Raw genomic sequence first — 25,348 nt, 5'->3', positions numbered from 1 at the left:
CATGATAAAGGAATTTAAAGCAGGGCAGTTAACAGTGAAAATTTATCCTGAACGGAGGGCAATGGGTAATGCCGCCGCAGCAATGATATCGGCCACACTCCGGCGTTTGCTGGAGCAGAAAGAAGCAGTCAGTATCATTTTTGCGGCAGCGCCTTCCCAGGACGAGATGTTGGAAGCACTGGTGAAGGAAACCGGCATTGAGTGGAGCCGCGTGCATGCTTTTCATATGGATGAATATATTGGCCTGCCGGCTGATGCGCCACAGGGATTTGGTAATTTTCTGAAGCAACGGATCTTCGATCTCCTGCCTTTCCGTACTGTAAATTATATAGATGGAAGCGGTACCGAAGCGGCCTGTGTAAAGTACGGCTGCCTGTTACAAGCCCATCCTGCAGATATAGTGTGCATGGGGATAGGGGAGAACGGTCACCTGGCTTTCAACGATCCACCCGTGGCGGATTTTAATGATCCGCTGCCGGTGAAAATAGTTGAGCTGGATGAAGTATGCCGGCAGCAGCAGGTGAATGATGGTTGTTTTGCCACGCTGGCAGCAGTGCCCACACATGCAGTTACATTAACGATCCCTTCTTTGCTGCAGGCGCCGCATATTTTTTGTGTAGTGCCCGGCGTAAGGAAAGCAATGGCAGTATATGATACTATTCACCAAAACATACAGCCACAGCATCCTTCTACTATTCTGCGGAATCACAGTGGGGCAACGCTTTTCCTGGATGCGCAGAGCAGTGATCAGTTAAGCATTCAAAAAAAAGGATGATGCGAAAACTGGAGGTGCCCTTTATTCCATTGGATGGCAAGCCCGCGCCAGCCGCTGTCAGCGTGCTGCTCGACGGGTTGCCGCCGGTGCCCATCAGCTGTAACCCCTGGCCGCAGTACGAACACACGGTGAGGGCTGCATTTTCCATGGCGCATAGTGAAGATGCTATTTTGCTGAAATATTATGTGAAGGAAAGCCACCTGCTGGCAGCCGCTTCTACCAACGGGGATATTCATAAAGACAGCTGTGTGGAATTTTTTGTTGCCTGTGATGATAACGGGAACTATTATAACCTGGAGTTTAATTGTATCGGCTGGTGTAAGGCAGGTTTTGGATCAAGCCGTGATAACAGGGCGCCACTGCCTGTTACCGCTACAGATCTTATTGCAACGGCCACCCACATTACTTCAGCGGTAGCGAATGGCAGGAGGTCGTTTATGTGGGAATTAACTGTAGTGATACCTGTAGCCGTGTTCAGTTATCATCACATTGCCAGGCTCAAAGCGATGAAAGTGAAAGGTAATTTTTACAAATGCGGAGATGAGATGCCTGCTCCTCATTTTCTGACCTGGAACGATGTAAAGGCCGCTATGCCTGATTTTCATCGCCAGGAAGATTTTGCGGAGATCTGTTTTCTCTAACTAATAATGTACTGCAATGCGGTGGAAATTATTATACATGAGTTTAAATTTACCCCTTTATCTTAGTTAAATATGAAGGCTGTACCGGAAAGATACCTGGCATTGGATGTACTCAGGGGAATGACCATTGCTTTTATGATAATAGTGAATACACCGGGTAACTGGAGCGCCATTTATGCGCCTTTGAAACATTCCGACTGGAACGGTTGTACCGTTACAGACCTGGTGTTCCCCTCTTTTCTTTTCGTGGCAGGGAATGCCCTCAGCTTCAGTGTTGGAAAGTTGAACAGCCTTTCCTATACTGCATTTGCAGGCAAGGTACTCAGGCGCACATTCATCATTTTTATTATCGGCATATTGCTGGGCGTTTTCCCTTTTGTACAGTTTGAGGAAGGACATTATGTATGGAGAAGCCTGGCTGATGCCAGGCTATGGGGCGTATTGCAACGTATTGCCGTTTGTTACTGTATCGCAGCGTTTATGATCCGATACATGAATAAACGCGCACTCATTACAAGCAGTGTATTCATACTGCTGTTGTACTGGCTGGTGTTATATTATTTTGGTACGCCGCCCGACCGTTATAGTATGGAAGGCAATGCGGTAGGCCGGTTAGACAGGCTTTATTTATCTCCCCGAAACATCTATAGGCATTACGGGTTCCCGTTTGATCCGCTGGGATTGCTGAGCACTTTCCCTGCAGTAGTGAATGTGATCGCCGGATACCTCACAGGTGGTTTTGTGCAGCGGCATGGAAAACATCGTAGCGGTATCATGAAGCTGTTACTGGCTGGAGCATTGATGGCAGGAGCAGGGTTGTTATGGGGCCTGTTTTTCCCTATTAATAAACCATTGTGGACCAGTTCCTATGTGTTGTATGCCACGGGGATTGTATTGTTGGTGCTGGCAGTACTGATCACTATTGTAGAGATAGAATGGCTTCGCAAGTGGGCGTATTTTTTTGAAGTATTCGGCAAAAATCCCCTGTTCATATACATCATTGCGGCCATGCTGATTGTATTGGCGGGCATTATACGCGTTGATGGATCATCCGTGAAAGGAGTGATTTACAGGGAAGGTTTTACCAGTTGGTTATCTCCCAAAAATGCCTCTCTGCTCTTCGCTGTTATTTATATGTTGATAATATGGCTGATAGGATATATAATGGACAGGAGGAAGATATATATTAAAGTTTAGTCAGCCTGAAGATGACTTATTGTTGTCATATTAACATTTAATTATTATCTTGGTTGAAGGCATCTTATAAAAGATGCTCTTCAAAGCACGAAGAAGTGATCTATACTTATCCACGTACTAGCATTATATACCTATTCCTGTTGTTGCTGGCTGTATGCATTGATGCAAGGGCACAACAGCAGCCTATCAGTCATCTTGGCATTGAGCGGGGGCTGTCTAATAATTCCGTTACCTGTATCCATAAAGACCGTTACGGTTTTATGTGGTTCGGCACGTACGACGGGTTAAGCCGTTTCGATGGCTACAGCTTTAAAGTTTCCCGGCAGCAACTGAAAGCGCCCAATTCCCGTGAACGTATTTTCATTGGATCATATTCATTTTGCAGATCCTGAAACATTAAGCGGATATCCTGCTATGCGCTCTGTGGACGCTGGTATACGTGTGCAATTATGATCATCATCTCAACAAAAAATTTCAATTTTATGAAATATAAGTTTTGGTTATTTTTTACAGGAGTAGTTACCATCATCTCAGCTTCCTGTAAGAAAGACTTCCTGGACAGGCAGATCAGTACAGAGCTTACCAAAGATGAAGTATTTTCATCGTATGCCCGTACCCGTGATTTCCTTATAGGCACCTACGCTTACCTGCCTGATGGCTTTAACCGGCTTGACAATGCCATGCTGGACGCGGCCACAGACGATGCGGAGTTCACCTGGGAAGGCAGCGCCATTCAACGTTATAATAACGGCAGCTGGAATCCCTACATCAACCCGGACGACAACTGGAATGCCACGTATGCGGCTATACGCCGTACCAATCTTTACCTGGAACAATCCGGTAACGTGGACCTCAATATGTATAAGCTCAACCCGGATGCTACCGCGCAGCAAACCTACCGCAATATGACGGCCGACCTGGAGCGCTGGCGTTATGAGAACCGCTTCCTGCGCGCCTACTTTTATTTTGACCTGGTTACCCGCTATGGAGGCGTGCCGCTTATTACCAAAACACTGGGCTTATCCGACAGCCTTAACCTTTCGCGGAGCTCCTACGATGAATGTGTACAGTTCATTGTTTCAGAATGCGATTCTGCAGCAGCGCACCTCGGCGCAACAGTAGCCGATAACGATTTGGGCAGAGCCACCAAAGGAGCTGCGCTGGCACTGAAAAGCCGGATGCTGCTTTATTATGCAAGTGATCTGAATAATAAGGGACATGTGAAAGAACGGTGGGTAGCAGCGGCAAAAGCGGCCAAAGAAGTGATCGACCTGAATGTATACCAGCTGGAAAGTAACTACCGTGGATTGTTCCGCAGCACTACCAGCAAGGAGATCATTTTTGCCCACCGCTATGCAGCCAATAATGGTTTTGAACGCGCCAATTATCCTATTGGCTATGATGGCGGAAGCAGTGGTACCACACCCACGCAAAACCTCGTAGATGCCTATGAGATGACGGATGGCAGTGCCTTTAACTGGAATAACCCTGATCATGCGCAGCATCCGTATGATAACCGCGATCCACGTTTAGCCATGACCGTGATCCTCAATAACTCACAATGGAAAGGCCGCGCGGTGAAAGCCTTCACCGGTGGCCGCGATGGAGCGGGGGTAGACCGCGCCACCAAAACAGGCTATTACCTCAAGAAATATGTAGATGAAAACCTGGATCTATTGCTGAATAAAACCAGTGTGCATACCTGGATATTATTCCGCCTGGGTGAAATATATCTCAACTATGCAGAAGCTATGAACGAAGCCTATGGTCCCGACCAGGATCCGCAGGGCTTTGGCTTAACTGCTATACAGGCGGTGAATAAAGTGCGGGACCGCGCTTCAGTGAAAATGCCTTTATTGCAGGCAGGTCAGTGGAATACCGCCACATTGCGTACTAAAATACGCAATGAAAGGAGAGTAGAGCTGGCATTTGAAGAGCACCGCTATTGGGATGTGCGCCGCTGGGAACTGGGTGTGGCATTATTTAATTCGCCCGTATATGGCGTAAAAATAACCCGTACCAACGCCACTACGTTTAAGTATGAGAAGACGCCAATAACGGGTTGTCGGAACAACAGCCCTGGCGCAGTTTACAACGGGTGAACGCACAGGTTTTTGAACCGGGTGATCAGATCCGTTTTCGCTCAGGCCGTATTTATGAGGGGCAACTGAAGCCCCGGGGAAGTGGTCATGCACAGCAGCTGATCACCATTGATCAATATGGAGAAGGATACAAGCCCCGCATACAAGGCAACGGTGTTATGCCTGCGGCGCTGTATTTACAGAACGCAGAAGGCTGGGAGATCCGCAACCTGGATATCTCCAATTATGGCTCGGATGCCAGAGCTCATCGCTCAGGCGTGCTGGTGCAGTTAACCAACTATGGTACTGCCTCTGCTATTTACCTGAAGCAGCTCGATGTGCATGATGTGAATGGAAGCCTTGTAAAAAAAGACGGTGGCGGCGCAGGTATTATTTTCAGCAATAGCGGCCGGCAAACCCGTTCCCGGTTCGACAGTATCCTGGTAGAAGATTGTACCATCAGGCGTTGCCAGCGGAATGGCATCCTGGTGAACGGCAACTGGTCCAGGGCCGACTGGTTCCCCAATGAACATGTAGTGATCCGTGGCAACCTGATAGAAGGAGTGCCCGGCGATGGCATTGTGCCTACCGGCTGCAACGGTGTGCTGGTAGAGCATAACACCATGCGCGATTGCCCGCGCCTGTTGCCCGACAGCGAATCTGCCGCGGGGATATGGCCCTGGAGCTGTGATAATGCGCTTATTCAATACAACGAGGTAAGCGATCATAAAGCCCCCTGGGATGGTCAGGGTTTCGATTCCGACTGGAACTGCAACAATACCGTGATCCAGTATAATTACAGTCATGATAACGATGGCGGCTTTTTGCTGGTATGCGACGATGGCAGCGCCCACGCCCCGCAGAGCTGCAGCAACAAAGGCACCATTGTGCGGTATAACGTAAGCGTGAATGATGGTTTACGTACCACCGGCAAGCATGCCGGTTTTGCACCGGTTTTTCATATAACCGGTCCCGTAGTGAATACCCGCATTTATAATAATGTTATTTACCTGCCGGAAAGAGATATTAAAATGGATAGCACACTGGTGGAAATGGGTAACTGGTTTGGCTACGCCGACAGTACTTATTTTGCCAACAATATCTTCTACACAAAAAGCACTGCAGATTATGTGATGAATCAAAGCAAACGTAATTTTTACAGCAATAACCTTTATTTCGGTACGCATCTTAATCGCCCGGCAGATAAGGCCGCAGTTACAAAAGATCCGCAGTTCCATGCCACGCCGTTGCCCGGTATGCAAGGAATGGAAGCGCTGAAAGCATTCCGGTTGCAACAGGGCTCGCCGGCTTTGCAGAAAGGCATTGCGTTACCGGATAGCATTGCCACAGACCTGTATGGGAACCCTTTACCGGCATATCAGAATATAGGAGTAGATGGGAAATAGGAGGGTGAGATAAACGCATTTTATTTTTCACTATAAAAATTCCATTTATGAACACAAGTATGAAAATCCTATTGGCGCTCACCTGCGCAGCGGCCCTTTCCTGCAGTAAACAATCTGCTACCGCAGATCTTCAGCCCATCACACAGGAAAAGAAATCTGCGGTTGCAGCAACCGTTACCTGGGAAACGGTGATTGATAACAGTTCGTTTGCCAGCTATTCCGCGTTTGAAGCAGCCTGGAACTACCTGTATCCGTGGGGTTCCGATCATAACGGTACCGCACGTATGTACGGGAGCACCTCAGATCACAACCATATTTATCTGAATGCAGGTGTTCTTACGCTTAAGGCGGCACGTATCAACTGGAATGAAGGGAACAGCAGCAGTGATCCTTATTTGCCTATTCATTACCACAGTGGGGCAGTACATGCCAAGGCGCAGGTACTGGTAAACGACCAGTTCCCCGACTGGGAGGTAGAGGGCGATTTCCAGGCGCCTTCTGTAGCCGGTTCCTGGCCTGCATTCTGGCTTACCGGTGTGAACAGCTGGCCGCCGGAAAGTGATATACTGGAATTTAAGGGAAACAGTACCAACTGGCAGAATACTTTCAGGACCTGGCAGGATGTATCCAGTATTTTAACCAATGTTTCATCTCCCGGCAGCTGGCACACTTACCGCGCGTGGATCACCAAAGTGAGCGCTACCGATGTGAATATTCATTATTATATAGATGGTGTATGGAAAGGCATGCACACGGCTAATTTTGTGGGCAAGCCCATGTATATTATCATTAACCTGCAAATGGAAGGAGCCAGTGGCAGCAATGGCCCCTCAGGAGATACCTATTATAATGCAAAGAATATTTATGTAGGACGTAACAGGGTATCCTGACATTAAAAAGATGAATCCCATATGCCCGCGCGGCATATGGGATTTTCCATTACTGTATCTGTAGGCGGCGCCTTTTTGTTACCCCGGCAGCTGATATACTCATTTAGGTTAAGTAATTCCCCGATCAGGTTACACCCGCTTTCTGCCCTTTGCTCACCTTTGCAATAACAAAAGCAGGAATAAAATGAATATCGTTATTACAGGTTCTTTAGGGAACATAGGAAAGCCTTTAACACAGGAGCTGGTACAGAAAGGACACACCGTAACCGTTATCAGCAGGAAAGAAGAAAGGAAAAAAGAAATTGAAGCCATCGGTGCCAAAGCCGCCATAGGCACTATGCAGGACGCAGATTTTTTAGCGGCCACCTTTAAGGGAGCAGATATTGTTTACCTGATGGAGTCGTGGGAAGGCATGGCCAGTATATTCGATAAGGATGCAGATTTTATAGGGGCGTTCAATAGCATCGGGAATAATTACAAACAGGCTGTGGAGCAATCAGGGGTAAAACGCATTGTACATCTGAGCAGTATTGGCGCCCACACCAACAAGGGGACCGGCAGTCTTTTTCTTCACAATACCGTGGAAAATATCCTTAAACAATTACCTGGTGATGTTGCCATAAAGTTCATGAGGCCGGTTAGCTTTTACACCAATATATTCAGGTATATGGAAACCATCAGAAATCAGGGAGCCATTATACAAAGTTATGGCGGTGATCAGAAAGAGCCCTGGGTTTCGCCCCTGGATATTGCAGCTGCTGTTGCAGCAGAAATGGAAAAGCCCTTTAGCGGAAGAACCATCCACTATCTGGCAAGCGAAGAAGTATCCCCCAACGAAGTGGCTAAAATTATAGGAGAGGCTATTGGAAAGCCGGATCTGAAATGGCTGGTTATCCCAGGGGAACAGATGCTGGATCATATGCTGGCGGCAGGGATGAATGAATGGATTGCGAAAGGGTTGGTGGAAATGCAGGCCGCACAGGGAAGCGGCAGCCTATACGATGATTACTACCAAAACAGGCCTGTTATGGGTAAAGTGAAACTGGTGGATTTTGCAAAAGAATTTGCGCTCATCTATCATCAGTAAAAACCAACACAAATGAAAAGAGCATTAGTTACAGGAGCTAATAAAGGTATTGGTTTTGAAACTGCCGCCGGTTACTGCAAGAGGGATATTACGTTTACATAGTTAACCGTAGTATGGAGAATGGCCGGGTGGCTGTGATGCTCGCTCACCCTGCACTGTGATCCTACCTGGAAATATTATAGTCACAAGGCAGTGCTCTACAACTCCTCCAAAGCGGCGCTTAATATGTATACCATCAACCTGGCCTACGAATTGCGCGATACGCCATTTAAAGTGAATGCCGTGTGTCCCGGTTTTTTTGCCACTGACTTTAATAATTACCGGGGAACGGGTACTGTACAGGAAGGTGGGGCCGCATTGCCAAATACGCAATGATCGATAGCGACGGCCCTACCGGAAAATTCATCAGTGAGAAGCATAACCCCGAAACCGGTGAAACACCCTGGTAAAACATGACAGATCTATTTTGTAAATTTACATTATGAAAAGGGAAGAGAATACACTTTATAAATTTGAATCATTATCCGACTTTCACCGGGTGTTTGGGCTGCAAATGCCCTTACACCCTTTGATAAGTTTTATTGACATCAGAAATATGAAGTTTGACGCCAGTGAATTTCCTCCTTCAATTGTGCTCAATTTTTATAAGATTGCCTATAAGATGCAGGTTTGCGGGAAAGCCAGATATGGGCAAAACTACTACGACTTTGGCGAAGGAGGATTAGTATTCACCGCACCGAACCAACTATTTGAATCTCCTGACAGCTCGGCGCATTCAGGTTATATACTGCTTATACACCCTGATTTCTTTTTATCTTATCCTCTGGCAAAGAAAATAAAGGAATATGGTTTCTTTTCATACGCCGCCAATGAAGCATTGTATTTGTCGGAAAAGGAAAAGGCAACTATTATGGCAATTTTCTCCATTATGGATGAGGAATTAAACAGCCGGATAGATGATTTCAGCCAGGATGTGATTATTTCGCAGATCGAATTGCTGTTGAATTACAGCAACCGTTTTTATAAGCGCCAGTTTATCACAAGAAAAGCTGCAAACAGCAGTGTGTTGCAAAAAATGGAAGAAGTGCTGGAAGATTATTTCAATACCGGGAAACCGTCATTGCAGGGAATTCCAACTGTACAGTACCTTTCGGAGCAATTGAATATATCCGCAAGTTACTTAAGCGATATGCTGCGTTCCTATACGGGGCAAAGTACGCAGCAGCACATTCATAACAAACTTATCGAAAAAGCGAAAGAGAAATTATCTACTTCCGGATTATCGGTTGCTGAAATCGCTTACGAGCTGGGTTTTGAACATCCGCAGTCGCTCAGCCGGTTGTTTAAAACGAAAACCAACCAGTCGCCATTGGAATTCAGGCAATCTTTTAACTAACCTGCAAGGGCATAGCTGTATTCAATAGAATACAGCTATACTGTCTGGTTTCCACTTGGTGTCGTTAAGGTCCACTTCAATTCCGCTGGAAGCAGGTGGGAAAAGATTGCCTTTCAATACAGTGCGTTTATTGGTTTCAAACTTTACATCATTGATCACTTTGCTGGCCAGCAGGTTGCCATTAGCACCCCAGCACATGACAGTAATAGACGGAACCGTGTAGCTGCCTTGTAAAGGAAAATAAGCCTGTGTTTTAAAGCCCGGTTTGCCCTGGTTGTATGTTGGTATCTGGAACTTGTATCCGGTGTAGTTCGAATAGGCGTCTCCGTTAGCAGGGTTGCTCACTTGCCCTGTGGGGAAATTGAATACTCTCGGGATACCTCCAAACCGTATATCCATCCATGCGGCATCCGCGGGCAGGGGATCCTGGATAATGAATTGCAATCGCGCTACAATCCTGTCCAGCGATACTTTGGCGTTGGCCGGTCCGTTAACGACCATCTCAAAGTGGGTACTGAAAGCATCGCTGCCGGGATATTTGAAACCCGCATTGGTAATGTTGGGGCGGTATTCATCCCCGGTGGCCAGCAATGTGAATTTATAGTTGCCTGGTGGTAATGTATCCCTGATAATACCAAAAGAAGGAGTTCCCACCTGTTGTACGATCACGTGCCGCAGGTCTGCCTGCGCACCTGTGCCGTATACTTTGTAATAGAGGTATTTTACATGACCATCCAACGAGTCTTTTGCAAACAACGTTGCATCCGCTTTTCTTCCAAAGCTATCCAGTTGCTGTGTAAAACCACCCGCATCAAATGTAACGGGGAATGCGGTTTCTGCGCCGCTTTTGGGTTCAGTGCCACCGGGCGATGTATGATCTTTATTACAGGAAAAAAGCAGCATAGCGCCGGCAAGCCAGGCGAGGGGAGTAGAGGTAGACATGGTTGAAGAATTTAGGTTATTTAAGTTAGTCTTATTTACTCCCTTTTTTGCTACTTGTAATAGTAGACTTTGAGGTGCGGAAACGTATATTGGTAGCTGATTTCAGGTATGTTTGCAGCCCGGGCCGCAGGCGCGGCCCGGATCCTTATTACATATATTTTTCCAGGTAGCCGCTTTTGGCGAGGAATGTCTTATAATCCTTTATATCAAGAATTTCTTTTACCGCCTGTTTTTTATCTGCGGCCTTCATGAAATATTGCTGTGTAATTTTATAGCCCATCCAATAACCGAGATCGCGGGGCCGGTCATCTTTCCTGGAAACATCATATAACCAGTCTTTGAGCTCGGTACTGTCCATTCTTACTATGAATTCCCTGCATAGCCTGTCTTCATTTTTATTCCCGTAATCAACTACAAGCTGGTTGATATTTGCGCCGGATATCAGCTCTCCCAGGAAGTCGGCGCTGCCTTCCACAATACTTTGTTCCAATAAGGTAGGGTGTTCCAGCCAGTTCTTCTGTTGGAAATGGATCAGCTCATGGGCTACGATGAATGGAACGTTGTTGATGTCGGCTTGTTTTTCGGCGCCGATAAATAGTCCATCTTCATTAAATGTACCCCCGGAATTCCAGGCGCCGATTACGAAATAGACAGGCGGGTATTTAGCCTCCGGATACCAGTATTTTAACGCATAGAATGCGCTCCTGCATTGCTTTTCCTTTTCCTTCATCAGCAGGGTGGTGGCCCGTACTTTTTCATATTCGGCCTGGCGCTTTTTGACCACTCCGAACAGATGGCTGGCGCTCGTGATCCTGCCGGGGATGAATCCTTTCACACCCGCGCTGCCGATATCTATATAGCCACTGCCAAAGGGATTGACAGTAGTATCCTTTTTAAAAAGGTCAAAAGCCTTCCAGAAATTATCAATGTCTTTCGTAAGAAAAACGGAGCTGTCGGGATCACTGGAAAAAACGGTTTGGGCTTGGATACGGGCACTAACAATTACAAATGCCAGAAGTGGCAGACAAAATTTTAACATAACAGATTTTTTAAAATGGCGGATGTAAATTAGAATATTCGGGGAAGAAAAAAAATTGCAGGGGGAGATGATTTACTGTTTAAAACTTATCATGTGCGGATGCTGATGTAAACTGTATCTAAAACGGATAGAGCCGTCACCAATTGATCCCCGTTAAGTTTCACAACAATGTCGTGTTTTTTTTCGTTCTGACTAAGTGATGTTAGCAGCAAAATGATTTTGAGAGAAAGGGAGTAACGCAATCACACATTGATTTTAGGATATTTTATGAGGGTGCTGGTGGTTTATGAAACGGCAGTTATCAAACAACCGGAATTAATTATCGGGGAAATAATAAATATAAAACGATGGAAGAGCAACGCACAAACACAGCGCTCCTGGTGATGGATATGCAGGAGCAGATGCTGAAGGGATTGCCACAGGGTGGCCCTTTAATAGAAAGAACCGCAAAAGCGATCAGTGGTGCGCGGAACAATGGGGTGCCGGTTATTTACGTGGTAGTAGGTTTTCGTAAAGGTGTGCCGGAAATCAGTTCGCGTAATAAAACCTTTAGTGCCAGGGCGGCATTCCTGCGGGAACAGGATATGGAACAGTGGATGAAAATTGAGCCGCAGCTGGCCCCTGCAGAAAATGAGGCAGTGGTTGTAAAGCGCCGGTACAGTGCGTTCACAGGCAGCGACCTGGAGGTATTGCTGCGGGGCATGAACATTCATCACCTGGTATTGTCGGGCGTGGTTACCAGCGGTGTGGTCCTTTCAACCCTGCGGGAGGCGGCTGATAAGGATTTCCAGCTTACTGTGCTTTCTGATGCCTGCCTGGACCGTGATCCGGAAGTACATACTTTCCTGATGGAGAAGATTTTCCCCCAACAGGCAGAGGTAACAACCGTAGAGGCGTGGATTAACAGTAAGCAGGCAAACCAACCTGCATAGTACCGGTGGCCCTTTTGCGGTTATATTGCCTGGATGTTAAAAAAAAGGGATTATTTTGCAGGTTGATTCAGGATAAATAGTATTAATATGTCTACAGGTGAAAATGTAAGTGCCGGCTTAAACGGAGATCCATATGAAAATTTTCGTTCATTGTTACAGCAATCCGTGGTATTTCCCACTGAATATACTTTTAAGTTTATTATCAAGGCGGATAAGGACAAGATAGCAGATCTGAAGGCGATGTTTGCCAATGCCAACGCCAGTATCAGTGAAACCAGTTCTTCCGGCGGTAAGTATAAATCATTTACGGTGCAGGTGTTTGTGCAGGACGGGGAAGAGGTGATTGCCTATTACAAGGAGGTGTCGAAGATCGACTCGGTGATTATGCTGTAAAAACAGCCATCGGGTAAATGCATACATGAACGAATTGTTATAATATTGACATTTTTCGATGTATTGCACGATGATTAAACCTTATTAAGTAATTTCGGCCAGTTACACATAAACTATATTTAAATTTATGAAGCAATCAGTTCCTGCTTTTGCCCTGCTGCTCACGCTTGCAGCATGTGGTGGCGCTTCGACCGACCAGGCGAAGACCGAAGAAAAGAAAGAAGCGGCTGTAGCCACCGGCGCAGCTTATGTAATTGACACCGCAACTACAACTGTTCAATGGCGCGCTACCCACAAAGGTGGATTTGCACCACGCTTTGGTAGCATCAAAGTAACTGATGGCAGCCTGAACGTTGAAAACGGAGCAGTTACCGGCGGTAGCTTTAATGTAAACCTGGGCAGCCTGGCGGTGGATCCGGCTTCTGTTACTGAGCCTGATAAAAAACCGGCCGACCTGGAAGGGCACCTGAAAAGCCCTGATTTCTTTGATGTGGCCAAACACCCACAAGCCAAATTTGTAATTACATCTGTAGCGCCTTTCGACAGCACCAAGCAGAAAAGCCTGCTGGCTGGTGCCACCAATCTGATCAGTGGTAACCTTACACTGAAAGACAGCACCCTGAACATCACTTTCCCTGCACAGATCACTGTTGGCGAAAACGATGTTACTGCAAATGCAAAATTCGTGATCGACAGATCTTCCTGGGGTATCAACTACAAAACTGAAGGTAGCCCTGAGAACTGGATGATCAGTAAGGATGTTGAAATTGGCTTCAGCCTGAAAGCAACAAAGAAATAAGTTGCTGACTGTATTTTAGAAAAGGGCCTGGTATATTGTACCTGGCCCTTTTTTATTTCTTCCACACGAATACCGGTTAACGGGAGTGAAGAAAGGCAAGTGTTTCTTCTGCCTTATAAAGTTCCCGTGCCGTGTAATGAAGACTGAGATGATGCGCTGCGTTCATTTTTTCCAGTTGCAGCAGCTCTTTTACCGGTATTACCATACTAAGATCAGAGCCGGTGGCATTGGCAAACGACCATTTTTTCAAGGCATTCCCGTTCTCATCTTTCAGGGTGATGCTCCGGTTAGTGCCCGCTCCCTGTAAAGCGCAGTGCTTATAAATGATATGCAGCTGATCGCCGGAGCTTGCCTGGCTTAGTTGCAGTACTCTTAAATTCAAAGGCTGGTTGACCGATTGTTTTAGGATAAGTTTGTTGTTAAGATAGATCTCATAGCTATCCAATCCTACTTTTGGAGTGAAGCTAAATGCTGTGAAGCATAACGCTGTAAGCATACATATGGTGATGAATGCCCGGTTAAATGTTGTACGTTTCATAGTAAAAAGTTTAAGTGAAAAATACTTGTCGGATCCCTGGTAACAATATTAGCAGAAAAGAAAACGAAGGAGAAAATTAGTAGAGCAGCAAACAAAATAATCGATGAATGAACATCCTCCTTTTTTATTGTTATCTTCCTCTACTATTTCTGCTGTTGGTCGATATAATTTTGCGGGATAAGCACTTTTATTTTCTTTTATGATGAATGATATGAAAATGGAGTTCCTGGATAAACCGCTGCAGCTGCCGTTTTCAAAACGCAGTGTTTCCTTAAGGCATGCCCTGCTGCATGGCGCTTACTGGGTGCTGATCACGGGGTTCTTTATATATGAGAAAAGGTATCTGATATATAAAGCCAATATGCCTTATTTTGTAGCCTGTGTTACTGTGAGAATTGCCTTGCTCATAGTGATCGCTTACCTTAACCTGCATTACTTTTTACCCCGGTACCTCCTGAAGAAACGCTACCTGGCGTATTTTACCGCGGTTGTTATTTCTGTGCTGGGATACCTGGCAGCACAAAGCCTGTTCGATTATTACCTGTATGGTTATGTGGTGGGGCCTATGCGCAACAGTAACCTGGTGGAATCATTATCATACAACTTCTTCAGTACTTTATGGTATATCGGTTTGATGCTGGCCCTCAAATTAAGTATGGACTGGTATGGGCAGCAGCTTATGATCCAGAAGATCACGGTAGAAAAACTGAATGCCGAAGTTAATTTTCTACGCGCACAGGTAAATCCCCATTTCCTGTTCAATGCATTGAACAACCTGTATGCACTAACGCTTAAACAGTCGGCGCTGGCGCCGGATATAGTGCTGAAACTGTCTGATATGATGGAATACATGTTGTACGATAGCACAGATGCAAAGGTTTTGCTGGAGAAAGAAATCACTTACCTGAATAATTATATTGAACTGGAGCGGCTCAGGTTTAATGCCGGATCTGCTATTGTTTTGAATATACATGCTGAATTAAACGGAGAGGAAATTGCCCCCTTGTTATTATTGCCTTTGCTGGAGAATGCATTTAAGCACGGACTTAGCAGGCAAATTGAAAACAGCTGGCTGAAAGTGGATATCCAATTGCATAAAACGACACTTACGGTAATTATAGAAAACTCCAAACCAGCTGTTACAACCCGTAAGAGCAAAGGAGGAATAGGGCTCGATAATTTACGGAAAAGACTGGAACTGCTTTATCCATCCAGGTATCAGCTTGAATTTGAAGACCGGGAAAAGTCCTTCCTGGCTAAACTGGTAATTGAACTGTAAACTGCCTGCCATGTTGAAATTTGTTATTGTAGATGATGAGCCGCTTGCCCTTGAAGTATTGGATGGCCACCTGAAAAGAATGGATGGAGTAGATTCTGTTGTTATGTTCGGGAATGCGGGAGCGGCTTTACGTTACCTGGAAAAGCATCCCGCTGATGTATTGTTGCTGGACATTGAAATGCCGGAAATGACAGGCATTGAATTCCTGAAGGCACTGACTAATCCTCCGCTGACTGTGTTTACCACAGCCTACCGCAACTATGCTTTTGAAGGCTATGAGCTGGGGGTGATAGATTTCCTGCTGAAGCCTGTTTCTTTTAATCGTTTCAGCCAGGCTATAGCGAAGATCAGGGAGTTCCTCGCATTGAAAGCACAGCATTCCAATATTGAGGATATTCCCGTGGAAGGCAACCCTGATTTTATTTTTGTAAAAAGCGGTGTACAACGGGTTAAACTGGAGTTTAACGAGGTAACACATATACAGGGCCTGAAAGATTATGCGATCATTTATACGCAGGGAGGAAAGATTTTGCTGAAGGGCTCTATTAAAGCGATGCTGAACATCTTCCCTCAAAACCGTTTTGTGCGGGTACACAAATCATTCATTGTATCTGTTCAGAAAATAGTGCGTCTTGAAAGGAACCGCATTGTACTGAATGGCCAGCAGATCCCTATCGGGAGAAATTTTAAGGAGCAGCTGGAAAAGATACTGAATGCGAGGTAAGGCACATCCGGTGATCACCCCGTCAGACGGTACGCGCCACTAAAAATTCCTCCCCGCTTGCAGGACTAAGCCCGTCTGTTCTCCCCGCAAAGTAGCGCCTGGCGATATTGCCGGAAGATACAATTTCCACTTCTTCAAACCCGGCTTCCTGGGCCAGCGCCTGCATTTCTTCCGGGGAAAAAAAGCTGATAAAAGGAGTACCGGCTGCACGGGCGCCTTTTTCAGCTATCAGTTGCAGCGGCCTGTCTTCTTCTTCCATAAGATCTAACGGTAAATAGAATGTCATAGCAAGTTTTGAACCGGGAGCAAGTGCAGCCATTTGCCGCAGGGTGGCAAAGATCGCCTCCCTGGTAAGATACAGCGTAACGCCTGTACAGGCCACCACGGCAGGCTTCCCGGTATCAAACCCTGCTTTGATCAATTGCTCCCACCAGGAAGAAATCTCAAAATCCACTGAAACAAAATGGAGCCACTCCGGAATGCCGAAGCCCAGTTCTATTAACCGTTGCTGCTTCCACGTTTGTGTACCGGGTTGATCAATTTCAAATACCTGCAGCTGCGAGGCGATCTGTGGCTGCCGCTGGGCAAAGGTATCAAGCCCTGCGCCCAGGATCACATATTGCCGGGTACCCAGTTTATATTCTTCCTGGACCATATCCTCAATAAACCGGGCACGGGCCACCATAGAAGCACGGAGGCGTTTTGTAAAATCCGGGTGCATATCCGGGCGTTGTTGCCAGTCTGCATCCGGGACTACCAGCTTCAAACCTATTTCGTCTTCAATAATATGCGGCATTGCATCTGTCTGAACATGCAAGGCTCTCCAAAGCGCCGTGCGTACTGCGGTATTGTCGGGTACTGCTTTTTTATCTTGGGTCATATTGTTTTACCGCCGGCGGCTTCCACCCGGCTTAGCTCCGCGTTAATTTCTTCTGAGGCGAAGTATACAAGCGTGCCTCCGTTGCCGGGCTTTACCTGGCTCATGTGCACCAGGGCGCCGTTGGCGCCGGCCCCGTTTTCAGCTGCGGGAAAAACAGCATACTGCATTTCCGGATGCCTGTCGCTGTTTACCTCCAGATCCGTCAGTTCACATTGAAATACGGTGGTGTAAAATTTCTTTGCCCTGTTAAAGTCCGATGTATAAATCTCAAACCAGTTAATCGCGTTTTTCATCTCTCTACAATTTTAAATTCAGTAATACCACAAAATTAGCCATCACCGTCTGGGAGAAATTGTAAAAAACCGACACTCATTTTTTCAGATCCCATTCCGGGAAGCCCGGCATTCTTTCAATGGCTTTACGCTGGTAGATGCGCGGGCTTACGCCTGAAAATAATTTAAAATCCCGGATAAAATGCGATTGGTCGAAGTAGCCCAGCGAATAGGCTATGTCTGTGAGCGGGCGGAAGCTGTTTTGCCGTAAAAGCGATAACGATGCCTGGAAACGGCAGATGCGGGCATATAAAATGGGAGTAATGCCAATATGAACGAGGAACAGGCGTTCCAGGGAACGCTCCGATAAATTCAGCTGGCGTAAAACATCGGACAGTCTTTTACCTTGTTGCAGGGCTGCTGTAGCATACACCAGTTTGGGGTTGTAGTGGTTGTAACGTTGCGTTTGTGTGAGCAGGAATTCAGAAAGACAGGCAACCTGTTGCTGTACGGAGCTACAATGGAGCAGCTGTTCGCACAGGGATGTTTTTGTAAGATGACTGATGCAGGCGCTCTGATCAGTAAGCTCATTTGCATTTATTCCAAATACCGGCTTAAGCGCCGTTGGCTCAAAGGTGACGCCAACGGTGCGAAAGTTGCCGCCACCCTGCAGTTGTCCATACTTTCTCGCTTGTCCGAATACAAATAACTGTGGCAGCCGTTCTCCCTCAAAACCTGTGAACAGTGCAGGGTTTTTCTGGAAAATAAGCCCGGGTAGCCCATTGCTCATTACTGTAAAGGACTTTTGCGATACGCTGGTAGTTGGGTTTTCCAATACCCAGAAGTAACGCACATAATTTCTGAGTGATGCCGGAGGCGGAATTACCTGGTAACTCATTTCGTAGTGTATTACTGTAAAGATAACAGTAAATGCCATGCCGGCGGCTATAATCTGATGCCTGCCGTGATCCTGAAATTAACAGGCTCCCCTTCTATAAAGAAGTAATTGTCGGTGTCCGGAATCGGGTAGCCGTTCCCGATATCACCGGAAGCCACATAACGTTTATTGGTCAGGTTATCTGCAATAAGTCTTACGTAATATTTTGGCGTTGTAAAGCTGATACCGGCATCCAGTTTTGTGTAGTTGGGCAGGTATACATCTTTTGCGTAGGTAGACCGTTTGATCTGCGAGGTTTGCCCGGCACTGAAAGCGATGACCCTGCTGGCCTTTAACTGGATGCTGTATTGTACCCAGGTATTGATGATCTGCTGCGGGGTACCAGGCAGTTTATTACCAATCAGGGCTGATCCCAGCGTGTCTTTAGTGATCCTTGCGTTTACAAAAGTATAATTCGCAGAGATAGATAAGCGTGGGGTGATGTAACCCAGTATATCCAGTTCTACCCCGTCGCTGGTATATTCCCCGATCTGTTTTTTAAATCCGAGAGCGGCATTCTGGACATCCGGCATCAGTACATTTTTCTTAACGGTATGGAAACCGTTTACAGTAGTAAGCAGCCGCCCGCTGAACCATTGTTTTTTTATACCCAGTTCCAGGTCATTATTTCTTTGCGGATCCACTGGTATGCCCACAGGCTTGTTCGTTTCGGGATCCAGTGCTGTACTGGCTTTCAGTCCGCTTTGCGGCACGAAAGACTGGTCGTACAAGAAGTAAACTGACGTAGCCGGGTTGATAAGATAGGTAAGTGCCGCCCGCGGGGAAAATGCGTTCTGGGAAAACTTAGTGATCTTGGGCGGCCTGGTGGCCGACACTTTTTGAGTAACCGTATTGTTATACCAGGTATGCCGTACACCTGCTGTTAATATCCAGTGTGGACTGAACTTAATAATATCGTATACATAGGCAGATTCATAGGAGAGATTGTTGTGCAGAATAGTTCTGGATGCTCCCATTTGGCGCACGGAATCAGGGTTCACCGTATAGTTGATATTTTTCTGGTAAAAAGGAAAGGTATACCTGCCGAATTCGTTGGAAAGGCTATCCCTGCTGCTGGTGAAATCACCGCCTATGATGAGCTGGTGCGTAATGCTGCCGGTATGGAATTTCCCGTTTATAAAAAGTTGTGTGGCGAACGTTTTGCCGCCGATGGCGGAGCGGGAAGATAACCGGGCGGTTTGTCCCTGTTCGTTAAAACTAACACCGGTATAGGTTTCTGACGAAAGCATACTCCAGGTATTGTATGGCGCGAGTGTATATTGTGATTGAGAGGTTAGTTTCCACCGGTCGTTGAACTGGTGGGCAAACAACATCCGTATGGTTTGTGTTTGATAATAGGTAAGCGGAAGCCCTTTGGCCGCGCTATAGTTAAGGCTTATGGGATCATGCAGGGCGTCTGCACCAGAACGGAGCTTGGTAATGCCCGACCCGTTACGCGATTCTCCCCGTATGAAGTCATATTCAGCCAGCAGGTATGTTTTAGGGCTGAAGTTGTATTGTACAACGGGAGCTACCACATATTTACTGGTATTGAGCATGGAGAGATAAGAATCCTGGTGCTGGTATACGGCATTGAAGCGGTAGGAAAATCCTTTTTCCTTCACTGCGCTTCCGGCGTCTACCGCGACACGGGCCAGCCCGAAGCTGCCGCCTGTCAGTTCTGCGTTCAGAAGCTTGCTTCCGGGCGTTTTGGTGTTGATATTGATAGTGCCGCTGGCTTCTCCTACAGCGTTGATAAATCCTGCCGCTCCCTTTACCACATCAATGCTTTCAAACAGGGCCTGGTCGTCGAGCACTGCACCGTAATTAAAATGCCGGGGCATGCCGTTAATGATAGAATAGGCATTGAAGCCCCGGATCTGGATAGATGCCGAGCGGTCAAACGGGGTACTGTTATATCCAAAGTAAATACCGCTGGCATTTCTGGCTACGTCTTTCAGCTCAAGGGCGCCCTGCTGCTGCAACAGGGTGGAGGTAATACCAATGATGTTTTGAGGGATCTCCATAAGCGGCTGATCCAGTTTTAAGGCATTGGCAATACTGTCTTTTTTAATATTCCCGTTGCGTTGTGATAATACTTCTATTCTTTGCAGCTCCCGGTATCGCATGCTGCTGTCTTTTTGCTGGGCCAGCAGGGCGGAAGAATACCATAGCATAAGCAGGATAAAACAGATAGATCTCTTCATGTTAAATATGTTACAGTTAATTGTTGTCTGGCAGGATGATGGTAATCCCGAGTATCAGCAGAATAGCCAGCCAAATGGAGAGGCTGCGCAGCAATAGTTGTTGCGTCTTGCCGGGTGTTTCCTGATAATGGAAAACAGGCAAACGGTCAAGGTCTTTTTCCTGCAGTTTTTTATCATATAACAGGTAGCTGTTCATAAACGCTACCCAGGTATGTTGAAAGCGATTTACCTGAAGCTGGTAACTGGCATAGCTATCGAGCCCTGAGGCAGCATCGGTGTATAACAGGTGCTGTGCCTGGGTTACAGGATTTAACCACAACAGCTTTTCCTGCAGTTGGCGGTGCTGTGATTGCTGTTGCTGATAGCTGAGCAGTATCCTGTCTGTTCTTCTTCCCAGCAGGTCGGCATAGGCTATGAAGCGCCGGTTGCCATACTCCGCTGTATCCGTAACTGTTCGTGTATATTCAGGATGATGCAGATAGAAGCTGTCCAGCAGTACCTGCACCGGTAGTTCCCAGGTTTCTTCTTTGCATTCCCGCTGACTGGATGCCAGTGAAGAAAGCAGTGGAACAGGCGCCCGCAACGTGGTGTAGCTGTTGGTAAGGGCGGGCAACACCATCATAAACAACAGCCATGCACCCAGCGCGCACAGCATATTCCAGCGCGACGACCGGTTAAACCGGATGATCAGTCCGCAGAGGGTAAACCAGAACAGCAGGTAGATAAAAACCAGGTATAGCCATAACCAGGCATCACCGGCCGTGATCCTGCTGCCGGAATGGTACATCATAAACCCGGGAATGCTCAGGCCGGATGCTATCAGCATCAGCACCAGGAAGCGGAAAAGGAGTTTGTAACAGATGATGCGTGTAAGAGAGGCACCTTGTATGGCCAACAGTTTATCGACCTGGTTTTCTTTTTCCTGTGAGAGGCAGTTGTGGCTCCATACGATGATCAATAACGGGAACAGGTAAACGATCACGTAGGCCAGGTCAAAATTACCGGCCGCCAGTTTCTCGGCATTCACAAATTCTGCGTTGGGTGGTGTAAGTACATCGCGTTTGGAATTTACAAGGTCAAAGTACGGCAGCAGGTCCCGTTGCCCCACTGCCAGTACTGCCAGCCGGTGAGGCGGGTTCATGGCATACGGCGGATGGCGGAATTCCACAACCTGCGGAACGCCCGCCTGTGCCACCAGCTGTTTCCCGCGCGGTGTAGAGGTATCGCCATGAAACCGTTGATGCGCCTCTGCTAAATGTGTGGCCTGTGTTTGCGTGAGACTGTCTAACCCGCTTAACTGCCGCCCTATGATGGCATGCCCGGTATACAGGCTGTATATGCCCATCATCACATAAAAGAGCAGTAAAAGCAGCAGGGGAGGTTGCCGTCGTAGTTGCAGGTATTCAAACCTGAAAAGGGTACGTAGTAAAAACATGTTAATGAAACAACCCGCGTTTTGAAATAAGATGAAGACAAAAGAAAGCCAGCAGTATCCATGTACAGAGTGAAACAAAGCCCAGGCGTTGCTGCAGCACCGCCGCTTGAACAGGAGGAAGCGTATGGCTGAACTTTTTTATCTGCCTGAAAAACTCCGGGCCGGCTTTATAACTGCCATAGCTCTTGCCGGGATGAGCCGCCAGCTCCATATTCAGCGTACGGATAAAATAATCCCGGTAGAGCTGTGCCTGCTGGTAAAATGCCTGATGGGCATAATAATCCGTGCCGGACATCGACATGGATATCCGTTTCAATCCTATAAATGGATCCAGCATACCGGCCCGGCTGAGAAAAGACTGCTGCCGGGAAAAACTCTGCGCTACTTTGCTGTAATAGTGATGGAATACCTGTTGCCTGTAATCTTCGTGGTATTGCATGATGATGCCGTCGGCATCCACGGGTAACTGGCTGAGACTGTTTGCATGATATTGCTGTAAGATCTGTTTAAGATAACGCTCACTTCTTTCATAATAAGGATCGTGCCCGTTCAAACCTTTCAGGTAGCCTTGTTTTACCTGGTCTTCAAATACTGCCCTGGGCATTACAGGGAAAGCTTTATTCGCCTGGCTGGCGGCTACTTTGGGAAGGATGATGCTGAAGCATAGCCAGCAAAGAAGCACATTCATAGTGGCTGAACGGGAACTGCTGCTCAACGCGGATATGGATACTGCTATTACCACAATGAGCAGGTAGTATAACAGGTACGCTCCTACGATAACAGCGCTGCGGCTCCACAGGTCGTTTCTGCCGGCAGCAATAGCTGCGCCGGTAAAATACAATCCGAAAAAGGGCAGGAGCATGCCCGCGAAAAGCAGGTAGTGCGCCCACACCTTACTCCAGATAATGGCGGTGCTGTACCGGCCCTGTACGAGGAGCATCTTTAACGTTCCGGCTTCTTTTTCCGCGGTAACCGAAACGGCGGCTGTAACCATTACCAGGAGAGGAACCATGAGCTGCAGCACCAGCGATATACTGAAAGGTCCAAACCGTGCGGAGGCATCGCTGCCCTGCGCCTGGCTGTGATCCACTTCATGCTGTACATGGGCTTCAATACGATAGGTAGTGCCACTATACTCATCAAGCCCCGGATCAAATGCGCCGGCCAGGTTTAGCGGTTTAAATATATAGGTGCCAAAATGCGCCGCAGCGTGCGGATTCCGTTCCTGCTGTTCCCATTGCCTTACAAACATGGTATTGGCGTCCTGCCGGCGTTGCTGTTCCTGCCGGTATTGCAGCAATGTAAATAACCCCGCCGTTAAAAGGGCCCCCCATATAATAACAAAGGAGAACAGTACAGTTTTTTCCCGGTACATTGTGCGCAGTTCCTTTTCAATAAGGGTGCTGTAATGTGAGCGGTATGCTTTCATAATGCAACGAAGTTGCAAATAAATATTTATATTAGCAACATTGTTGCAAAAATTAAAAACCGGCCAGTAAAATAACAGGCAACAATATGCCGTTCCGGCAAGGGTATGACGCCGGTAAAAATTGCTCCTGCCCTGGTATGTAAAAACTGGAATGTACCGATGGTGAGAAGAAGTTGGGCTAACAGTAACTGGGGCAGTATTTCAAAAGCCTGCTGATAAGGAAAGGTTCCCGGACAACCATTCCCTGGTTCACTGAAGTGAAATGCAACAGGTGTATTAATCATCCAATCCCTTTCCATCCAGGATCTGCTGCAGGTATTTCTCAACTCTCGACTCCCGTGTTTTGGATTGCTTGGGACTGGAAAAATGGAGGAGATAGGCCCTTTGCCTGCCTGGCGTAAGCGCTTCAAAAGCTTTTCTCAGGGCCGGCATCTTATCCAGTCTTGTTTGAAACTCTTCCGCAACAGCAAATTGGGATGGCTTTTTGAATTTCACTTTCAGACCGGCTTTTTCCACTTCGATAGCTTCATAGATGTAAGCCTTTAATGTGGGCGCCAGCTTTGTGATTTCCTTTACATTGGTGAACCGGATCTGGCGGGCCGACTGCACATTTTCGGTTTGCTGTATAAGAAGGTTATCGGCATCATGTAACAATGCGCCTTTGAAAAACAGGAATGCACAGTATTCTTTAAAGGCATGTATCAGCACGATGTTATTTCCATCGAAAGTATAGCAGGGGCAACCCCATTTCAATTCTTCGGTGAGGCCACAGCCGAGCGCTATCTTCCTTAGCTGCTGCTGTTCTTTCTGCCATTTTTCTTTCTCAAAGTAAAAATCAACCTTGGGATTCATGGTATTAATTTTTATTGATTAACCGGAATGAGTTTCCTTTCGGCCGGCCGGAAGTACCAGGATGTTATTGTCAGTGCCAGCAATAACAGGCAGGGAAAAATTTCCTTTGTGGTACCCGACAGGATATGTGAAAATGCTGCACCGGACATGGCAAAGAAAAAGCCTGCATACGCCCACTCTTTAAGTAACGGAGATCTTGGGATAAGTATAGCTATTACACCCAGGAGTTTCCATGTACCTAATATAGTTAAAAAATAATCAGGATAGCCCAGGTTGGCGGTAAAATCCTGCTCTTGTTTTATTTTGAGCAGCTGTACTATGCCGGTAGAGGCCATTCCCAGTGCCAGCCAGAGCGTAGCTATCCAATAGATAATTTTATTTCTCTTTGTCATAAGGTGTTATTTTAGTTTGCTTACGATGTCCTGTAATTTGTTATGCGCCATGTTTATACCAAAGGCAAAAGGCAGTTTCAGCTGCTGATCCCTGAGCTCAATTGATCTGTATATGATCTGCATTTTCAGCCTGCTGGTATCGTCTGTAACTTTTTCAAACTCCAGGAACTCAAGCTGAACATCAAAAGGGGCATTGACCATTTCAAATGTCCGCGTGATTTTCCGGTTAGGAACAAACTCATGTATAACTCCATGCGCCTCAAACAGCACCTGGCCCTGCTCATTTGATGTTTGATACTGCCAGCCGCCATGCTTTTTGTTTTCCAGCTTCAGTACTTTGGTCCCCATCCATTGTTCCACAATTTCGGGCTCCTCATAGGCTTTGAAAAGTAGTTCCAATGGCAGGTCAAATTCTCTTGTTATCACTAATTCCTGCTTGCCATCCTCTGCATGAATTTTTGTTTTTTGTTCCATGTTATTTGTTTTTATATTTTCTCATGATGGATTCCAGTTTATTGAACCGGTCGTCCCACATTTTGCGGAATGGTTCAATGAAGTCTGCTATTTCTTTCATTTTTTTAGGATTTAGGTGGTAATGAATTTCCCTTCCGTTCTGTTTCTGTTTAAGCAGCTCGCATTCAGTAAGTATTTGCAGGTGTTTTGATACGGTTGGCCTTGCCGTATCAAAGTTCGCAGCTATGGCGCCTGCCGTCATTGACTGGGAGGCTACCAACAGGAGTATGGCCCTTCTTGTAGGGTCAGCTATGGCTTGAAACACGTCTCGTCTTAAGTTCATCGTGTAGCTATTTGACTACAAATATATGT

General features: G+C 46.7%; 28 protein-coding genes. 15 read left to right on the top strand and 13 right to left on the bottom strand.

The window, feature by feature from the left end:
* Position 1 precedes the first annotated feature (1 nt).
* The 10 genes from FN124_RS00230 to FN124_RS00185 all read left to right on the top strand — a co-directional run bounded on the left by FN124_RS00230 (position 2) and on the right by FN124_RS00185 (position 9,473).
* Positions 2-775 carry a glucosamine-6-phosphate deaminase gene (locus FN124_RS00230; protein WP_142682789.1) on the top strand — a complete coding sequence of 258 codons (774 nt, stop codon included), beginning with the start codon at positions 2-4 and terminating at the stop codon, positions 773-775.
* Positions 775-1,416: a carbohydrate-binding family 9-like protein gene (locus tag FN124_RS00225; RefSeq protein ID WP_185937030.1), complete on the top strand. Its 642-nt coding sequence runs from the start codon at positions 775-777 to the stop codon at positions 1,414-1,416. The genes FN124_RS00230 and FN124_RS00225 overlap by 1 nt, the downstream gene beginning before the upstream one ends.
* A 72-nt stretch (positions 1,417-1,488) precedes the next feature.
* A complete protein-coding gene (locus tag FN124_RS00220) occupies positions 1,489-2,613 on the top strand; it encodes an acyltransferase family protein (RefSeq protein WP_142682787.1) in 1,125 nt (374 codons plus the stop codon).
* Positions 2,614-2,666: 53 nt separating this feature from the next.
* On the top strand, positions 2,667-3,005 hold the full coding sequence (locus FN124_RS00215) for a two-component regulator propeller domain-containing protein (protein WP_260607279.1): 339 nt from the start codon (positions 2,667-2,669) through the stop codon (positions 3,003-3,005).
* A gap of 90 nt (positions 3,006-3,095) precedes the next feature.
* Positions 3,096-4,715: a RagB/SusD family nutrient uptake outer membrane protein gene (locus FN124_RS00210; protein WP_185937029.1), complete on the top strand. Its 1,620-nt coding sequence runs from the start codon at positions 3,096-3,098 to the stop codon at positions 4,713-4,715.
* Positions 4,676-6,100 carry a right-handed parallel beta-helix repeat-containing protein gene (locus FN124_RS00205; RefSeq protein WP_142682785.1) on the top strand — a complete coding sequence of 475 codons (1,425 nt, stop codon included), beginning with the start codon at positions 4,676-4,678 and terminating at the stop codon, positions 6,098-6,100. Before FN124_RS00210 ends, FN124_RS00205 begins: the two co-directional genes overlap by 40 nt.
* Positions 6,101-6,147: 47 nt before the next feature.
* Positions 6,148-6,990: a LamG domain-containing protein gene (locus FN124_RS00200; protein ID WP_142682784.1), complete on the top strand. Its 843-nt coding sequence runs from the start codon at positions 6,148-6,150 to the stop codon at positions 6,988-6,990.
* A gap of 184 nt (positions 6,991-7,174) precedes the next feature.
* Entirely contained in the window at positions 7,175-8,077 is a 903-nt protein-coding gene (locus FN124_RS00195; protein WP_142682783.1) for an NmrA family NAD(P)-binding protein, read from the top strand.
* Between the two features lie 192 nt (positions 8,078-8,269).
* A complete protein-coding gene (locus tag FN124_RS31290; RefSeq protein WP_260607277.1) occupies positions 8,270-8,452 on the top strand; it encodes an SDR family NAD(P)-dependent oxidoreductase in 183 nt (60 codons plus the stop codon).
* Between the two features lie 106 nt (positions 8,453-8,558).
* A complete protein-coding gene (locus tag FN124_RS00185; RefSeq protein ID WP_142682782.1) occupies positions 8,559-9,473 on the top strand; it encodes a helix-turn-helix domain-containing protein in 915 nt (304 codons plus the stop codon).
* Positions 9,474-9,494: 21 nt separating this feature from the next.
* Here FN124_RS00185 and FN124_RS00180 read toward each other — a convergent pair whose 3' ends face one another.
* Both FN124_RS00180 and FN124_RS00175 read right to left on the bottom strand, forming a co-directional pair.
* On the bottom strand, positions 9,495-10,415 hold the full coding sequence (locus FN124_RS00180; RefSeq protein ID WP_142682781.1) for a hypothetical protein: 921 nt from the start codon (positions 10,413-10,415) through the stop codon (positions 9,495-9,497).
* 148 nt (positions 10,416-10,563) lie between these two features.
* Positions 10,564-11,454 (bottom strand): DUF2268 domain-containing putative Zn-dependent protease, encoded by an 891-nt coding sequence (locus FN124_RS00175; protein ID WP_142682780.1) that lies wholly within the window; start codon positions 11,452-11,454, stop codon positions 10,564-10,566.
* 347 nt (positions 11,455-11,801) lie between these two features.
* Here FN124_RS00175 and FN124_RS00170 point away from each other — a divergent pair, with 347 nt between their 5' ends.
* The 3 genes from FN124_RS00170 (at position 11,802) to FN124_RS00160 (ending at position 13,578) form a co-directional block, all read left to right on the top strand.
* Positions 11,802-12,386 (top strand): cysteine hydrolase family protein, encoded by a 585-nt coding sequence (locus FN124_RS00170; protein WP_142682779.1) that lies wholly within the window; start codon positions 11,802-11,804, stop codon positions 12,384-12,386.
* Positions 12,387-12,473: 87 nt separating this feature from the next.
* Positions 12,474-12,779 (top strand): DUF493 domain-containing protein, encoded by a 306-nt coding sequence (locus FN124_RS00165; protein ID WP_142682778.1) that lies wholly within the window; start codon positions 12,474-12,476, stop codon positions 12,777-12,779.
* A gap of 127 nt (positions 12,780-12,906) precedes the next feature.
* Positions 12,907-13,578 (top strand): YceI family protein, encoded by a 672-nt coding sequence (locus tag FN124_RS00160; protein WP_142682777.1) that lies wholly within the window; start codon positions 12,907-12,909, stop codon positions 13,576-13,578.
* A 76-nt stretch (positions 13,579-13,654) separates the two neighbouring features.
* Here the strand turns inward: FN124_RS00160 and FN124_RS00155 are convergent, their stop codons facing one another.
* Positions 13,655-14,116 (bottom strand): hypothetical protein, encoded by a 462-nt coding sequence (locus tag FN124_RS00155; RefSeq protein ID WP_142682776.1) that lies wholly within the window; start codon positions 14,114-14,116, stop codon positions 13,655-13,657.
* Positions 14,117-14,315: 199 nt separating this feature from the next.
* Here FN124_RS00155 and FN124_RS00150 point away from each other — a divergent pair, with 199 nt between their 5' ends.
* Positions 14,316-15,395 carry a sensor histidine kinase gene (locus tag FN124_RS00150; protein ID WP_260607276.1) on the top strand — a complete coding sequence of 360 codons (1,080 nt, stop codon included), beginning with the start codon at positions 14,316-14,318 and terminating at the stop codon, positions 15,393-15,395.
* Positions 15,396-15,405: 10 nt separating this feature from the next.
* Positions 15,406-16,119 (top strand): LytR/AlgR family response regulator transcription factor, encoded by a 714-nt coding sequence (locus FN124_RS00145; RefSeq protein WP_142682775.1) that lies wholly within the window; start codon positions 15,406-15,408, stop codon positions 16,117-16,119.
* Between the two features lie 22 nt (positions 16,120-16,141).
* Here the strand turns inward: FN124_RS00145 and FN124_RS00140 are convergent, their stop codons facing one another.
* The 10 genes from FN124_RS00140 to FN124_RS00095 form a co-directional block, all read right to left on the bottom strand.
* Positions 16,142-16,999, bottom strand: coding sequence for a class I SAM-dependent methyltransferase (locus FN124_RS00140; protein ID WP_142682774.1), 858 nt, complete (start codon positions 16,997-16,999; stop codon positions 16,142-16,144).
* Positions 16,996-17,292: a VOC family protein gene (locus FN124_RS00135; protein WP_142682773.1), complete on the bottom strand. Its 297-nt coding sequence runs from the start codon at positions 17,290-17,292 to the stop codon at positions 16,996-16,998. The genes FN124_RS00140 and FN124_RS00135 overlap by 4 nt, the downstream gene beginning before the upstream one ends.
* Before the next feature lie 76 nt (positions 17,293-17,368).
* Positions 17,369-18,208: an AraC family transcriptional regulator gene (locus tag FN124_RS00130; protein ID WP_142682772.1), complete on the bottom strand. Its 840-nt coding sequence runs from the start codon at positions 18,206-18,208 to the stop codon at positions 17,369-17,371.
* Positions 18,209-18,216: 8 nt separating this feature from the next.
* The gene (locus FN124_RS00125; protein WP_142682771.1) at positions 18,217-20,415 is read right to left on the bottom strand and encodes a TonB-dependent siderophore receptor; all 2,199 of its coding nucleotides are present in this window, start codon (positions 20,413-20,415) and stop codon (positions 18,217-18,219) included.
* A 16-nt stretch (positions 20,416-20,431) separates the two neighbouring features.
* Positions 20,432-21,850, bottom strand: a complete 1,419-nt coding sequence (locus FN124_RS00120) for an ABC transporter permease (protein WP_142682770.1) — start codon at positions 21,848-21,850, stop codon at positions 20,432-20,434.
* A 1-nt stretch (position 21,851) separates the two neighbouring features.
* Positions 21,852-23,279: a DUF2705 family protein gene (locus FN124_RS00115; RefSeq protein ID WP_142682769.1), complete on the bottom strand. Its 1,428-nt coding sequence runs from the start codon at positions 23,277-23,279 to the stop codon at positions 21,852-21,854.
* A gap of 276 nt (positions 23,280-23,555) precedes the next feature.
* Positions 23,556-24,131 (bottom strand): YdeI/OmpD-associated family protein, encoded by a 576-nt coding sequence (locus FN124_RS00110; RefSeq protein ID WP_142682768.1) that lies wholly within the window; start codon positions 24,129-24,131, stop codon positions 23,556-23,558.
* Between the two features lie 11 nt (positions 24,132-24,142).
* Positions 24,143-24,523, bottom strand: coding sequence for a DoxX family protein (locus FN124_RS00105; protein WP_142682767.1), 381 nt, complete (start codon positions 24,521-24,523; stop codon positions 24,143-24,145).
* A 6-nt stretch (positions 24,524-24,529) separates the two neighbouring features.
* Positions 24,530-24,997, bottom strand: coding sequence for an SRPBCC family protein (locus tag FN124_RS00100; protein ID WP_142682766.1), 468 nt, complete (start codon positions 24,995-24,997; stop codon positions 24,530-24,532).
* Position 24,998: 1 nt separating this feature from the next.
* Positions 24,999-25,319, bottom strand: a complete 321-nt coding sequence (locus FN124_RS00095) for an ArsR/SmtB family transcription factor (RefSeq protein ID WP_142682765.1) — start codon at positions 25,317-25,319, stop codon at positions 24,999-25,001.
* Between the last annotated feature and the right edge of the window lie 29 nt (positions 25,320-25,348).

The organism is Chitinophaga polysaccharea, assembly GCF_902150045.1.
GTDB classification, from domain to species: Bacteria; Bacteroidota; Bacteroidia; order Chitinophagales; family Chitinophagaceae; genus Chitinophaga; species Chitinophaga polysaccharea_A.
Note: the sequence above shows the minus strand (reverse complement) of the source record. Positions and strands in the feature narration are given on the sequence as shown.